Annotated in this window: 13 protein-coding genes; 4 read left to right on the top strand and 9 right to left on the bottom strand. The window is 72.8% G+C overall.

The genetic code is table 11. From position 1 onward, the window contains the following. Window positions 1–2: 2 nt before the first annotated feature. From recA to ACFY5B_RS06185, 3 genes are all read right to left on the bottom strand, one after another. On the bottom strand, window positions 3–1,127 hold the full coding sequence (recA, locus tag ACFY5B_RS06195; RefSeq protein ID WP_104781311.1) for a recombinase RecA: 1,125 nt from the start codon (window positions 1,125–1,127) through the stop codon (window positions 3–5). Window positions 1,128–1,489: 362 nt separating this feature from the next. Further along, window positions 1,490–2,755: an AI-2E family transporter gene (locus ACFY5B_RS06190; protein WP_389965229.1), complete on the bottom strand. Its 1,266-nt coding sequence runs from the start codon at window positions 2,753–2,755 to the stop codon at window positions 1,490–1,492. A gap of 189 nt (window positions 2,756–2,944) precedes the next feature. After that, on the bottom strand, window positions 2,945–3,139 hold the full coding sequence (locus ACFY5B_RS06185; protein ID WP_389965227.1) for a DUF3046 domain-containing protein: 195 nt from the start codon (window positions 3,137–3,139) through the stop codon (window positions 2,945–2,947). Window positions 3,140–3,219: 80 nt separating this feature from the next. Here ACFY5B_RS06185 and ACFY5B_RS06180 point away from each other — a divergent pair, with 80 nt between their 5' ends. Continuing rightward, window positions 3,220–4,164, top strand: coding sequence for a hypothetical protein (locus ACFY5B_RS06180; protein ID WP_389965226.1), 945 nt, complete (start codon window positions 3,220–3,222; stop codon window positions 4,162–4,164). On the opposite strand, the gene ACFY5B_RS06175 is transcribed toward ACFY5B_RS06180, so the two are convergent. From ACFY5B_RS06175 to ACFY5B_RS06165, 3 genes are read right to left on the bottom strand one after another with little or no spacing between them, the layout of a single operon-like run. Then, complete coding sequence (locus ACFY5B_RS06175) at window positions 4,165–4,476, bottom strand: AzlD domain-containing protein (RefSeq protein WP_389965224.1); 312 nt, start codon at window positions 4,474–4,476, stop codon at window positions 4,165–4,167. After that, window positions 4,473–5,195, bottom strand: a complete 723-nt coding sequence (locus ACFY5B_RS06170) for an AzlC family ABC transporter permease (RefSeq protein ID WP_389965222.1) — start codon at window positions 5,193–5,195, stop codon at window positions 4,473–4,475. The genes ACFY5B_RS06175 and ACFY5B_RS06170 overlap by 4 nt, the downstream gene beginning before the upstream one ends. A 23-nt stretch (window positions 5,196–5,218) precedes the next feature. Then, window positions 5,219–6,049, bottom strand: coding sequence for an AraC family transcriptional regulator (locus ACFY5B_RS06165; protein ID WP_389965220.1), 831 nt, complete (start codon window positions 6,047–6,049; stop codon window positions 5,219–5,221). A 132-nt stretch (window positions 6,050–6,181) separates the two neighbouring features. Here ACFY5B_RS06165 and ACFY5B_RS06160 point away from each other — a divergent pair, with 132 nt between their 5' ends. The 3 genes from ACFY5B_RS06160 to ACFY5B_RS06150 are packed head-to-tail and all read left to right on the top strand — an operon-like array spanning window position 6,182 to window position 12,775. After that, window positions 6,182–11,098: an ATP-dependent helicase gene (locus tag ACFY5B_RS06160; RefSeq protein WP_389965217.1), complete on the top strand. Its 4,917-nt coding sequence runs from the start codon at window positions 6,182–6,184 to the stop codon at window positions 11,096–11,098. Window positions 11,099–11,156: 58 nt separating this feature from the next. Next, a complete protein-coding gene (locus tag ACFY5B_RS06155) occupies window positions 11,157–11,978 on the top strand; it encodes an Fpg/Nei family DNA glycosylase (protein WP_389965214.1) in 822 nt (273 codons plus the stop codon). Window positions 11,979–12,010: 32 nt separating this feature from the next. After that, window positions 12,011–12,775 (top strand): SDR family NAD(P)-dependent oxidoreductase, encoded by a 765-nt coding sequence (locus ACFY5B_RS06150; protein WP_389965211.1) that lies wholly within the window; start codon window positions 12,011–12,013, stop codon window positions 12,773–12,775. Between the two features lie 24 nt (window positions 12,776–12,799). Here ACFY5B_RS06150 and ACFY5B_RS06145 read toward each other — a convergent pair whose 3' ends face one another. From ACFY5B_RS06145 to ACFY5B_RS06135, 3 genes are all read right to left on the bottom strand, one after another. Beyond that, complete coding sequence (locus ACFY5B_RS06145; protein ID WP_389965210.1) at window positions 12,800–13,081, bottom strand: hypothetical protein; 282 nt, start codon at window positions 13,079–13,081, stop codon at window positions 12,800–12,802. Window positions 13,082–13,409: 328 nt separating this feature from the next. Continuing rightward, window positions 13,410–13,880, bottom strand: a complete 471-nt coding sequence (locus ACFY5B_RS06140; RefSeq protein WP_389965207.1) for a Dps family protein — start codon at window positions 13,878–13,880, stop codon at window positions 13,410–13,412. A gap of 232 nt (window positions 13,881–14,112) precedes the next feature. Further along, window positions 14,113–14,493, bottom strand: coding sequence for a helix-turn-helix domain-containing protein (locus tag ACFY5B_RS06135; RefSeq protein WP_033314530.1), 381 nt, complete (start codon window positions 14,491–14,493; stop codon window positions 14,113–14,115). Window positions 14,494–14,512: the final 19 nt, after the last annotated feature.

Raw genomic sequence — 14,512 nt, 5'->3', positions numbered from 1 at the left:
GGTCAGCTCTTGGCTGCGGCGGCCTTGGACTTGGCGGTCTTGGCCGGTGCCGGGGCCGGGACAGCGGGCGCCGCGTCGGCCGGTGCGGAGGCCGCGGCGTCCGTACCCGGCTCGGCGGCCGGCTCCTCGGGGCGCACGCCCACGCCCAGCTTCTCCTTGATCTTCTTCTCGATCTCGTTGGCCAGATCGGGGTTGTCCTTGAGGAAGTTGCGCGCGTTCTCCTTGCCCTGGCCGAGCTGGTCGCCCTCGTACGTGTACCAGGCGCCGGCCTTGCGGACGAAGCCGTGCTCCACGCCCATGTCGATCAGACCGCCCTCACGGCTGATGCCCTGGCCGTAGAGGATGTCGAACTCGGCCTGCTTGAAGGGCGGCGCGACCTTGTTCTTGACGACCTTGCAGCGGGTGCGGTTGCCGACCGCCTCCGTGCCGTCCTTCAGGGTCTCGATGCGGCGGATGTCGATGCGCACCGAAGCGTAGAACTTCAGCGCCCGGCCACCGGTCGTGGTCTCGGGGGAGCCGAACATCACGCCGATCTTCTCGCGGAGCTGGTTGATGAAGATGGCGGTGGTCTTGGACTGGTTGAGCGCGCTGGTGATCTTTCGCAGGGCCTGGCTCATCAGGCGGGCCTGCAGACCGACGTGACTGTCGCCCATCTCGCCCTCGATCTCCGCGCGCGGGACGAGCGCGGCGACGGAGTCGATGACGATGAGGTCGAGGGCACCGGAGCGGACCAGCATGTCCACGATCTCCAGGGCCTGCTCGCCGTTGTCCGGCTGGGAGAGGATGAGGTTGTCGATGTCGACGCCGAGCTTCTTCGCGTACTCGGGGTCGAGTGCGTGCTCCGCGTCGACGAAGGCGACCTGGCCTCCGGCCTTCTGTGCGTTCGCCACCGCGTGCAGGGTCAGGGTGGTCTTACCGGAGGACTCCGGTCCGTAGACCTCGACGACGCGGCCGCGCGGCAGGCCGCCCACGCCGAGGGCCACGTCGAGGGCGGTGGACCCGGTCGGGATGACCTCGATGGGCTCGTTCACCCGGTCACCCATGCGCATGACCGCGCCCTTGCCGAACTGCCGTTCAATCTGTGCGAGCGCGGCATCCAGGGCCTTCTCGCGGTCGGTTCCTGCCATGGGTTCCACCCGATTTGCTTGAGTCGATCGCTTCACGTCAAAGACGCTAACGCCTGCCACTGACAACGCGCCCCGACGCACGTCCGGCCTGTGGATAACTCGGGCATTTCTCTACCCAAAGTACGTCGAAATGCCCTTCGTTGAGCCTCGCCGGTGCCTCCATAAGAACGGATGTTCGATTTTGGTGTCAAGCGCACCACGCGGCACATCCGGAACCGAGCCGGCGCCGTCCGTTCCATGTCCCGGCACGTGCTCTCGGCCTTCCCCCAAGGGCCGCCCCCATGCCTCTGGGCAGGCTGCCGCCCGATCGCCGGCGACCTGGTCAGACCGTCGGCGGCGAGGTCAGATCGTCGGCGGCCGGGTCAGGAGGAGCTCTGTCCGGGCCCCCGGCCCTCCGGCCGCTCCGCCTCGCGGCGCCGTTCCCACAGGCCCTTCGCCCGCGCGAGCAGGCCCGGTCCCTCGCCCCGTCGCCGGTGACCGTGCACCCGGGGGTCGTCCGTGACGTCGTAGCGCTTCACGTACGCCCCGAGGAAGGCCTGGAGCGTGGCGATGGCGGGGATGGCGATCAGCGCGCCGACCGCGCCGAGGAGGGCGGTGCCGGCGATGACCGAACCGAAGGCGACGGCGGGGTGGATGTCGACGGTCTTGGAGGTCAGCTTGGGCTGCAGCACGTAGTTCTCGAACTGCTGGTAGATCACGACGAAGACCAGCACCCACAGCGCGTACCAGGGGTCCACGGTGAACGCGATCAGCATGGGCAGGGCGCCCGCCAGGTAGGTGCCGATGGTGGGGATGAACTGCGACACCAGCCCCACCCACACGGCGAGTACGGGTGCGTAGGGCACGTCCAGGGCTTGGAGCAGGACGAAGTGCGCCACGCCGGAGATCAGCGCCATCAGGCCGCGGGAGTAGATGTAGCCCCCGGTCTTGTTCACGGCGATCTCCCACGCGCGCAGCACCTCCGCCTGGCGGGCGGGCGGCAGGACCGAGCAGATCGCGCGGCGCAGTCGCGGGCCGTCCGCGGCGAAGTAGAACGAGAACAGGGCGATCGTGAGCAGCTGGAAGAGGCCGCCGATGACCTGGGCCGACACGTCCAGGACGCCGGTGGCGCTGTTCTGGACGTAGTTGCGCAGCCAGTCGGAGCGGAGCAGGCCCTCCTGGATGTCGACGCGCCTCAGGTCGGTCTTGAAGTGCGTGTTGATCCAGTGGATGACGGAGTCGAGGTACTCGGGGAAGCCCTCGATCAGCTTGATGATCTGGTCCGCGAGGACGGACCCGAGCAGGGTGACGAACCCTGCCGACACGATCATCACGCCGATGAAGACGATGAACGCGGCGAGCCCTCTGCGCAAGCCGCGCGAGGCCATCCAGCTCACCGCGGGCTCGATGGCGAGCGCCAGGAAGAACGCGATGAGGATGTTGACCAGCAGACCGGTGAGCTGGTGGAAGGCCCAGCTGCCCAACTGGAACACCGCGACGAGGGCGAGCGCCAGCACCATGGCGCGGGGCAGCCAGCGCGGCATACGGCCGTTCGCCCCGGCCCCGCCGGCCGGGGGCCGGACAGGCGGAGTCGTACCGGAAGCTGAGGACTGCTGGGCTGCCTGCCCGGTCTCGTCAGTGGGTGCCACGGTCCAAGTCTCGCCCACGCCACCGACAACCGTCCGCCCGGCTGCGATCTTCGTCACCGGTCAGCGTCGCCCGGGACGGGCCGGCCGGGTCGGCGCGTGCTCCCCTGGACCGGCCGACCGGCCCGGCAGGTGGCCTGTGAGGCCGACCGATCTCGTCGGGCGAGGGTCTCCGGGGTTCACCGGCAACGGTCAGCGCCTCTCCCGGGGCACGTCCATCACCGAGCAGACCACCTGCCAGACCTCCTTGGCGTCCCAGCCGGCCTCCAGCGCCTCATCCACCGTGCGCCCGCCGAGTTCGGACATCACGTGGTCGCGCGCGAAGGTTTCCGCGTAACCAGGACCGAAGTGCTCCGCCATTCGCTGCCAGAAGACCGTCAACCGCATGACTCCAGTATCCCGCCCCTGGGGGTGGGCCTGAGCCGGGACCGCCTGCCGGCGCCGCTTCGCGCCCTACGGTCTGACCCATGGCCGAAACAGGAGCTACCGAACTCCCCCCGACGCCCCCGCCGCACAGCCCCGTCACGCGCGCGGAGCGTTTCGTCTGGCTCACCGCGCGCGTGCTCGAGCAGCGCCGCTTCGCCCACCACTTCCGGGGCGCCGCCGCAGATCCGGTGGAGACCGCCCTGGACGCCTACCGCAACGAGGACGGCGGGTACGGCCACGCGCTGGAGCCCGATCTGCGCGGCCCGGTCAGCCAGCCGCTGCACACCGCGCACGCGCTGCGTGTACTGGACGCGGTGGGGCGTTGCGCCGGTCAGCGGGTGGAACGCATGTGCCGCTACCTGACGTCCGTCTCGACCTCGGACGGCGCCCTCCCGGCGATCCACCCCAGCCAGCGCGGCTACCCCACGGCCCCCTTCGTGCCGGTGGTGGACGACCCGCCCAGCGATCTGCTGGCCACCGGGCCGGTGGTGGGCCTGCTGCACCGCAACGAGGTGTGGCACGCCTGGCTCTTCCGGGCCACGGACTTCTGCTGGCGGGCGGTCGAGTCCCTGGAGACGTCGCACCCGTACGAGATCGAGGCCGCCGTGGTCTTCCTGGACTCCGCCCCCGACCGTCCGCGCGCGCGGGCTGCCGCCGACCGTCTCGGACGCCTGGTCCGCAAGCACCGCCTCGCGGCCCTGGACCCCGACGACCTGGACGCCTACCCGGTCTCTCCCGGCTACGCCCCGGGGGAGCACCACTTCCCCCACGACTACGCGCGGACACCGCGCTCGCTCGCGCGCGCGTGGTTCACGGACGACGAGATGGCCCGGTCCCTCGACCACCTCGCGGCGCAGCAGCAGGAGGACGGCGGCTGGCCCGTCCGGTGGCGCCACTGGGCCCCGGCCCCCGCCCTGGAGGCACGCCCGCTCGTGACGATCGAGGCCCTGCGCGTGCTCAGCGCGTACGGCCGCGTCATCGACTGATCATCCCGCTCCCACGGCCCGCACCCCCGCGGTCACCAGCACGGCCGCGGCGACGACGAGGAGGAACGGGGCGCGCAGCACCAGCGCCACCGCGGCGGCGGCGAGTCCGGCGGCCCTCGCGTCCAGCACCGGCGTCTGCCCGTCGGCGAAGGTCTGCTGGGCGGTGAGGGCCGCCAGCAACGCGACGGGCAGCAGGGCGGCGAGACGCTTCACGAGGGGCCGCTCCAGGGCCCCTGCGGGCACGAGGAGGCCCGCCAGCTTGACGGCGTAGCACCCGAGGGCGGTCGCTCCGATCGCGATCCAGACGTTCACCGCGCTTCCCCCTGCCCCTTGCGCCGGCCGTCCGCCCACAGCACCACCGGGGCCGCCAGCGCTGCCAGCAGCACCGGCACTCCGGCGGGCAGCACCGGCAGCAGTCCGAGCCCCAGCAGCACGGCGAGCCCGGCGACGGCCCGCTCGGTGCCGGTCTTCAGCATCGGCGCGAGCAGCGCCAGGAACACCGCGGGCCCGGCGGCGTCCAGGCCCCACGCGTCGGTGTCGCCGATCGCCTCGGCGCCCAGGGCACCGAGCAGCGTGGTGAGGTTCCACAGGATGTAGAGGCTCAGCCCGGTCACGACGAACCCGAGCCGCGCGGCACGCCGGGTGGGCTGGGCGAGCGTGACGGCGGCCGTCTCGTCGATCACCCACTGGGCGGCGAACGGCCGCACCACGCGCGGGAGGGCCAGCAACTGCGACAGACGCAGGCCGTAGAAGGCGTTCCGCACGCCCAGGAAGAAGGCGCCGGCGGCCGCCGTGAACGGGCTGCCCCCGGCCGCGAGGGCCCCCACGAGGGCGAACTGGGAGGCCCCGGTGAACACCAGGAGACTGAGCGCGCACGTCTGCAGCAGCGTGAGTCCGCTGCCCGCCGATGTCACGCCGAAGGCGAAGCCGGACAGCCCGACGGCCACCCCGACCCCCAGGGCGTCGCGTACGACGGCCCGGTCCGTCTTCCCACCGGTGTCCGCGTCTTCGAGAGCTGTCCGATCTGCCACGCCCCGCACGTTACGGGCAGCGGCTACCCGAGGTCTTGTACGTTCTTGCGCTCCCGCTGGTAGGCCCCGGGAGGCACGCCGACCATGCGGCTGAAGTGCCGGTTGAGATGCGGCTGGTCGGTGAACCCGACGGCCACGGCCGCCTCGGAGGGAGCCGTCCCGGTGTCCAGCAGCCGCCGCGCCCGCCGTACCCGCGCGTCCGTGAGCCACGCGTGGGGCGGCATCCCGTAGGCGTTCCGGAAGGCTCGCAGGAGGGCGAAGGGACTGGTCCCGAGGTCGGCCGCCAGCCGCTCGAGGGTCGGCGGACATGCGATCCGCTCCTCCAGCACATCACGTGCGCGTGCCGCGATCCGGGCTCCCGCCGTCCGCACCTCCTGCCGTGGCATGGGCCCGCCGTTCATGCGCAGCAACCTGGTCACGGCGACCCGCAGCAGGGTGTCCGCGGCCAGCGCGTTGCCCTCGTCGGCGGCCCGCAGCACCTGGTGCACCAGTTTCCCGGCGTAGGGATCGTCCACCACCGGGCTGACGAACCCCGGTGTCCCGCGCAGCCCCGTCGTCTCGGCCGCGATCTCGGCGACCACGTCGGCCGGTGGGTACACGGCCCCGTACCGCCATCCTTCGGGCACCCCGGCCCGTCCGGTGTGCGGCGTGTCGGGATTCACCAGTGCGAGAGCCCCGGCCCCGGCGTACTGGTCGCCCCCGCCGTGGTGGAACACCTCCACGCCGTCGGCGATGGCGGCGATCACGAAGTTCTCGTGCGTGTGCCGCACGAACGTCTTGTGCACGTACCGGGCCCGCAGCAGATCGACTCCGGGCAGCTCGTCGTACCGCCAGTGCCGTGCGCGCTCGTCCATGAGCCCATTGTCCGCGGCCGTGGACGATCCCGGCGCGCCCCCGTCGGCCCGGCGGCGGCCGCGCCGACGGGGAAACGGCAGGCCAGGAGGCGTCGAGGTCCCGTTGTCAGTGCCGAGGTGCACGATGGACGCATGCCCAGCAATGCGCACCGAGCCCTGGACGGCTTCTCCCCCGCGACCCGAGCCTGGTTCACGGGTGCCTTCTCCGCGCCCACCTCGGCCCAGGCCGGTGCGTGGCAGGCCATCCACGAGGGCTCGGACGTGCTGGTCGTCGCCCCCACGGGCTCCGGCAAGACCCTGGCGGCCTTCCTGGCGGCTCTGGACCAGCTGGCCTCGGCGCCTCCCCCCGCCGACCCCAAGAAGCGCTGCCGTGTCCTGTACGTCTCCCCGCTGAAGGCACTGGCGGTGGACGTCGAGCGCAACCTGCGCAGCCCGCTGACGGGCATCCGGCAGGAGTCGGTACGCCTCGGCCTGCCCGAACCCGAGGTCAAGGTGGGCATCCGCTCGGGCGACACCCCCGCCGCCGAGCGCCGCGCCCTGTCCACCCGCCCGCCGGACATCCTGATCACGACCCCGGAATCGCTGTTCCTGATGCTGACGTCCGCCACGCGCGACGCACTGGCGGGTGTGGAGACGGTGATCCTCGACGAGGTGCACGCGGTCGCCGGGACCAAGCGCGGCGCCCACCTCGCGCTCTCCCTGGAGCGGCTGGACGACCTCCTCCCGAAGCCCGCCCGCCGCATCGGCCTCTCCGCGACGGTCCGCCCGGTGGACGAGGTGGCCCGTTTCCTCTCGCCCCGCCGCAAGGTGGAGATCGTCCAGCCGGCGTCCGGCAAGGAGTTCGACCTGTCCGTGGTCGTCCCGGTCGAGGATCTGGGCGAGCTGGGCGGTTCCCCGGTCGCGGACGGCCAGGAAGGCGCCGAGCGCCCGTCCATCTGGCCGCATGTGGAGGAGCGGATCGCGGACCTCGTGCAGGCCCACCGCTCCACGATCGTCTTCGCCAACTCCCGCCGCCTCGCGGAGCGCCTCTGCAACCGGCTGAACGAGATCGCGTACGAGCGGGCCACGGGCGAGCCCCTCGACGAGCACCACTCCCCCGCCGAGCTCATGGGCGGCTCGGGAGCAGCCCAGGGCGCCCCCCAGATCATCGCCCGCGCCCACCACGGCTCGGTGTCCAAGGAGCAGCGCGCCCTGGTCGAGGAGGACCTCAAGGCGGGCCGCCTGCCCGCGGTCGTGGCCACGTCCAGTCTCGAGCTGGGCATCGACATGGGTGCGGTCGACCTGGTCGTGCAGGTGGAGTCGCCGCCCTCCGTCGCCTCCGGGCTGCAGCGCGTCGGCCGGGCGGGGCACCAGGTGGGCGCGGTCTCCACCGGTGTGGTCTTCCCGAAGTACCGGGGCGATCTCGTACAGGCGGCGGTGGTCACCGAGCGCATGCGCACCGGCTCCATCGAGTCCCTCAAGGTCCCGGCCAATCCCCTGGACGTCCTGGCCCAGCAGGTGGTCGCCATGACGGCTCTGGACACCTGGCAGTTCGACGACCTCCTCGCCGCCGTCCGCCGGGCCGCCCCCTTCGCCTCGCTTCCCGAGTCTGCCTTCACGGCGGTCCTCGACATGCTGGCGGGCCGCTACCCGTCCGACGCGTTCGCGGAGCTGCGCCCGCGCGTGGTGTGGGACCGGGTCACCGGCGAGATCACCGGCCGCCCCGGCGCACAGCGCCTCGCCGTCACCTCCGGCGGGACGATCCCCGACCGCGGTCTCTTCGGCGTCTTCCTCGCGGGCGCCGATCCCAAGAAGGGCGGCGGCCGGGTCGGCGAGCTCGACGAGGAGATGGTCTACGAGTCCCGCGTCGGGGACGTCTTCACGCTGGGCACCAGCTCCTGGCGCATCGAGGACATCACCCGCGACCGGGTCCTGGTCTCCCCCGCCCCGGGCGTGCCGGGCAGGCTGCCCTTCTGGAAGGGAGACCAGCTGGGCCGCCCGCTGGAGTTGGGCCGGGCGGTGGGCGCGTTCCTGCGCGAGGTCGGGTCACTGCCCGAGGACGACGCCCGCCTGCGCCTCCTCGCCGCCGGGCTGGACGCGTGGGCGGCGGACAACGTGCTGTCGTACCTGGACGAGCAGCGTGAGGCCTGCGGTCACATCCCGGACGACCGGACGATCGTCGTGGAGCGCTTCCGCGACGAGCTCGGCGACTGGCGCGTGGTCGTGCACTCCCCCTTCGGCGCCCAGGTGCACGCCCCCTGGGCGCTCGCGCTCGGCGCCAAGCTCTCCGAGCGGTACGGCATGGACGCGCAGGTCATGCACGCCGACGACGGCATCGTGCTGCGCCTGCCGGACGCCGACCTGATGGGCCTGGACCTGCTGGACCAGGAGCCGGTCAGGATGGGCCGGGAGTACGACGCCGAGCAGGCCCCCGTGGGCGCCGCGGACGTCGTCTTCGACAAGGGCGAGGTCGACCAGGTCGTCACCGACCAGGTGGGCAGCTCGGCCCTGTTCGCCTCCCGGTTCCGCGAGTGCGCCGCCCGTGCGCTGCTGCTGCCGCGCCGCAACCCGGGCAGGCGCACCCCGCTGTGGCAGCAGCGGCAGCGCGCCTCGCAGCTGCTGCAGGTGGCGAGCGAGTTCGGTTCGTTCCCGATCGTCCTGGAGGCGGTCCGCGAGTGCCTCCAGGACGTCTTCGACGTGCCCGGTCTCGTCGAGCTGATGGGCGACCTGGAGTCCCGCAAGGTGCGCCTGGTCGAGGTCACCACCGCCGAACCGTCCCCTTTCGCGCGCTCGCTCCTCTTCGGCTACGTCGCCCAGTTCCTGTACGAGGGTGACTCCCCGCTGGCCGAGCGGCGCGCCGCCGCCCTGTCGCTGGACTCGCGGCTGCTGGCCGAGCTGCTGGGCCAGGCGGAGCTGCGCGAGCTGCTCGACGCGGAGGTGCTGACCGAGCTGGAGCGGGAGCTGCAGTGGCGCACCGAGGACCGCCGCGTCAAGGACGCCGAGGGCGTCGCGGACCTCCTGCGTCTCCTCGGCCCCCTGACCGACGCGGAGCTCGCCGAGCGGGGAGCCGAGCCGCAGTGGGCGCAGGAACTCGCCGGTGCCCGCCGCGCCATCCGGGTCCGTGTCGCGGGCGCGGGCCACTGGGCGGCGATCGAGGACGCGGGCCGCCTGCGCGACGCGTTGGGCACAGCCCTGCCGGTCGGCGTCCCGGAAGCCTTCACGGAGCCCGTCAAGGATCCGCTCGGCGACCTCCTCGCGCGCTACGCCCGCACCCACGGCCCGTTCACCTCGACCACGGCCGCCGCGCGCTTCGGACTGGGCGTCGCCGTCACCGAGGGCGCCCTCCAGCGGCTAGCCGCGGCGGGCCGGGTCGTCCAGGGCGAGTTCCACCCGGCCGGGATCGGCCAGGAGTGGTGCGACGCGGCCGTGCTGCGCCGGCTGCGCCGCCGCTCCCTGGCGGCCCTGCGGCACGAGCTCGAGCCGGTGCCACCGGCCGCGCTGGCCCAGTTCCTGCCCCAGTGGCAGCACATCGGCAAGGGGCACTCCCTGCGCGGCATCGACGGGCTCGTCCGGGCCATCGAGCAGGTCCAGGGCGCGTCCGTGCCGGCCTCCGCCCTGGAGAAGCTGGTGCTGCCCTCCCGGGTCGTCAACTACACCCCGGCGATGCTGGACGAGCTGACCGCGGCCGGAGAGGTGGTCTGGGCCGGGGCGGGCTCCCTCCCCGGCAAGGACGGCTGGGTCTCCCTCTATCTGGCGGACGCCGCCCCCCTGCTCCTGCCGCCCCCGCACCCCCTGGAGCTGACCGCCCTGCACCAGTCCGTCCTGGACACCCTCTCCGGCGGCTACGGCCTGTTCTTCCGCCAGATCGCCGACCAGGTCCGCGCCACCACCCATCCCGAGGCCGGCGATCCCCAGCTGGCCGACGCCCTCTGGGACCTCGCCTGGTCCGGCCGCCTGACGAACGACACACTCACCCCGATGCGTTCCCTGCTCGGCTCGGGCCGCACCGCCGGCTCCACGGCCCACCGCGCCAAGCGCTCCGTCCCGCGCGGCCGCTACGGCTCCCTGACGGCCGCGGCCCGGGCCTCGTCCCGCTCCGGCCCGCCGACGGTGGCCGGCCGTTGGTCACTGCTCCCGGCCCACGAACCGGACCCCACCGTGCGGGCCCACGCGCTCGCCCGCACCCTCCTCGACCGGCACGGTGTGGTCACCAGGGGCGCGGTGTCGGCGGAGGGCGTCGAGGGCGGCTTCTCGGCGACGTACCGCGTCCTCTCCGTCTTCGAGGAGAGCGGCCAGGCCCGCCGCGGCTATGTGGTGGAGGGCCTCGGCGCCGCACAATTCGCGATGGACGGCGCGGTGGACCGCCTGCGCGCGGTGTCGAACGCCCGCGATCGCGGCGCGGACCTGCCCGGCCCGCCCCCCGGCTTTGAACCCGACCCGTTCTCCGCCCATGACTTCGCCGCCCCGGACGACTCGGCCCCGTCCCACGGCCACACCGACGACCCCGGCCCCGACGGCTTCCCCGACCTAGCCCCCGCGTACGACACCCCGAAGTCCTCCCCGGGCGAGTGGGTCTCGCCACGGGACTACGCCCCGCAGACCGCCCCGCCCTGGCAGAACGGCGGTCGCGCCGGGTACGACCAGGGGTTCCCGGGTCGCCGTACCCGCCCCGACGGCGCTTCCCGGGCCGTCGTTCTCGCCGCCGCCGACCCGGCGAACGCGTACGGCGCCGCCCTGCCCTGGCCCGAACCGCCGAGCGGCGCCGGGCACAAGCCGGGCCGTAAAGCGGGCTCCCTGGTGGTCCTGGTCGACGGTGAGCTGACGCTCTACATGGAACGCGGCGGCAAGACCCTGCTGGCCTGGTCCGCCCACCCGGACGGCGATCCCGCCGACGACCCCCGGCTGCACAGCGCCGCGGAGGCCCTCGCCGCTGCAGCCCGCGCGGGTTCCCTCGGCACGGTCACGGTGGAGCGCGTCAACGGCGCCCAGGCCCTCACCTCACCCATCGGCACCCTCCTCGAAGGAGCAGGTTTCATCGCGACCCCCCGAGGACTGCGCCTGCGTGCATGACGGCCGGCCACCACAGCCGCTCCGGCCGAGCGTGCGGCGTTCGTGTCACCCTTGACCCATGCCCGAAGGTGACACGGTCTGGCAGGCCGCGAGGCGGTTGGACACCGCCCTCGCGGGCAAGGTACTGACCCGCAGCGACCTCAGGGTGCCCCGCTTCGCCACGGCCGATCTCACGGGCCGCGTCGTCCTGGACGTCACCGCGCGCGGCAAACACCTCCTCACCCGGGTCGAGGGCGGCCTCACCCTCCACTCGCACCTGCGGATGGACGGCTCCTGGAAGGTCTACGGGAACGGCCAGCGCTGGAGCGGCGGTCCGGGCCATCAGATCCGCGCGATCCTCGGCAACTCCGACCGCACCGCCGTCGGCTACCGCCTGCCCGTCCTGGAACTCCTGCGCACGGCCGACGAGCATCGCGCGGTCGGCCATCTCGGCCCCGACCTCCTCGGCCCGGACTGGGACCCCGACCAAGCCCTCGCCAACATCCTCCAGGACCCCGCCCGCGAACTGGGCGAGGCCCTGCTCGACCAGCGCAACCTCGCGGGCATCGGCAATGTCTACAAGAGCGAGCTCTGCTTCCTCCTCGGCGTCACCCCCTGGCTCCCGGCCGGTGCCCTGCCCGCCTACCGCGCCGAGAAGCTCCCCGCGCTCGCGAAGAAGCTGCTGGAGGCCAACCGCGACCGCCCGATCCGCAGCACGACGGGCCGCCGCGGCCAGGACCTCTTCGTCTACGGCCGGGCCCCCCGCCCCTGCCTGCGGTGCCGCACCTCGATACGCGTCGCGGACCAGGGCGACGGCTCCCGCGAACGCCCCACCTACTGGTGTCCCACCTGCCAGCCGGGGCCCGCCCCGGCCATCACCCGGCGCCGCCACACTGATTGACGACCCGTCAGAAACGCTCGTACGGTCCCTGTATGCCCGTCACGGCGTACGACCTCACCGGCCGCACCGTCTTCATCACCGGCGCCGCGAGCGGCATCGGCCGCGCCTCGGCCCTCCTGCTCGCCGAGGCGGGGGCGACGGTGCACTGCGCCGACCGTGACGCCGAGGGCCTGCACGAGACGGCGGCCCTGATCGAGGACAGCGGCGGAACCGCCCGCACCCACATCCTCGACGTCACCGACCGGCCCGGGCTGAAGCAGGCCCTCACCTCCTGCGAGCGCCTGGACGCCCTGGCCGCGGTCGCCGGGATCATGCACAGCAGCCCGGTGCTGGAGACCCGGGACGAGGACCTCGACCGCGTGCTCGACGTGAACTTCAAAGGAGTCCTGTACGCCTGCCAGGAGGCGGCCCGCCTGATGATCGCCCACGGCACCCGGGGCAGCATCGTCACCATGGCCTCCGGCGCCGTCGACACCGGCGGCCCCGGGCTGCTCTGCTACGGCGCGGCCAAGGCGGCGGTGGTCCAGCTCACGAAGACCCTCGCGACGGAGCTGGGCCGGCACGGCATCCGTGTGAACGCGGTCGCCCCGGGCTGGATCCGTACGCCGATGACCGACCGCCACGACAGCGCGGCCCAGGCGCAGACCGAGGCCGTCATGGCCCGCATGTCACCCCTGGGCCGTGTGGGCCGGCCCGAGGACATCGCCCACGCGATCCTCCACCTGGCCTCCGACGCCTCGGCCTTCACCACGGGCCAGATCCTCCGCCCGAACGGCGGCGTGACCATGCCGTGGTGACACGCACCCGACGATCAACCCGCCCTACACCTCCCCCGACTTCACCCCCGTCGCCCCCTCACCCCCGGCCCTCCAGATCCCCCGCCACCGCCCCGCACCCACAACCCCCCGCGCCTGCCGCTTGGGCACGCAGTGCACGGGCAGCACGCTCAGCCCCCACCCCCCGGCCGCGACCGCCGCCTCCAGCACCCCCGCCTCGGGCACGGCCACCAGCCGGAGCACGGCCCACCACCACAGCACCCCCAGCCCCAGCGCGGCCCCACGAGCCCCCCAGCACCGGCTCCCCCAGCCTGCTATCCCCGCCACGGCCGCCACCTCCGGCCCGACGCTATGCCGCGGCCCGGACCCGACGGCAGGGCGCACCAGAGGCACACGGGCGCACCGCTCACCCCACTGGGGCAGCACACCCCACTCAGGCCGCGCACGCGAAGACCACTCACCCCGCACAGCCCTTCGAACCGAGCACCGACCCAACTCCCAGCGGCCCCAGGAGGCCCACTGGGCACACCTGACCCACTGGGCATACCTGACCCACCGGTTGCACCTGACCCACCGGGCGCACCCGGCCCACAGGGTTCACTGTGCCCACCGGGTTCACCGGGCCCGTCCGGCCTGTCGCCCGCGCCCGCTTCCGTCACCCGTTCTCGGCCTGGAACATCCAGTGATGCTTCTCCAGGTCCGCCGTGATCCCGATGAAGATGTCCTGGCTCACCGGATCCGGCTCGCCGGTCGTCTCGACCCGCTCCCGCATCCGCGCGATCACCGCTCCGAGCGCCTCGACCAGCGTTCCCACGGCGGTCGTGTCATCGACCCAACCCTCGGGTGTCACCCCGATTCCGCTGCCGACGGCCACCGTCGCGGCACGCCCGTCGGGAGAGATGCCGAGGGCCGCGGCCCGTTCGGCCACGGTGTCGGAGTACTTCCGCGCGGTGTCGACGACCTCGTCGAGCTGGAGGTGCACGGAACGGAAGCGCGGCCCCACCACGTTCCAGTGGATCTGCTTCGCCACGAGGGCGAGATCCACCAGATCGACGAGGGCACCTTGCAGCGCCTCGGACACGGTCTTCAGATTCGCGTCCGTCAACGGACTCTTCACGACGTACATCCGCACCTCCGAGGACTGCCCCCGCCATCCCCTCAACGATGACCGCCGCACGCCGCACCGGCAAACGCACGTAAATCAGACAGATCACCTGCGTGACGGCTCAGCCTGGCCCGCACAAGCGAAAACCCCGGGCGACACCTCTCCGGATCTCCCGGAAAGGCCCGGCCGGGGCCTCACCACTTCTCAGCGCCTGGTCGGCGCCGTTCGCCTCATGCCGCGCAGGCGCGAACCCTCACGCGGCGACGACGTCCACCGCTTCGGCGGGCGCCTTGATGGTCACCCGTTCCGGTGGCACACCGGTCACCGAGACGGAACCCAGCATCGAGCGAACCGGCGTGGGTACAGGCTCGCTGGGGGTGGCCGCAGCAGACTGGGCCAGCTCGGCGAGGGCGAGCTCGTCGCTCACTTCCCGCATGAGCTCGGACATCCGTACGTCCAGCGCGTCGCAGATCGCGGAGAGCAGCTCGGAGGAAGCCTCCTTCTGCCCCCGCTCCACCTCGGAGAGATAGCCGAGTGAGACTCGGGCGGACGAGGAGACTTCGCGCAGAGTACGGCCCTGGCGCTGGCGCTGCCGACGCAGCACGTCACCCAGCAGGCGACGGAGCAGAATCATCGGTGGCTCCCTCCTCGGA

Source organism: Streptomyces sp. NPDC013187 (assembly GCF_042899705.1).
GTDB classification, from domain to species: Bacteria; Actinomycetota; Actinomycetes; order Streptomycetales; family Streptomycetaceae; genus Streptomyces; species Streptomyces hawaiiensis_A.
This window is presented reverse-complemented; position numbering and strand designations above follow the sequence as displayed.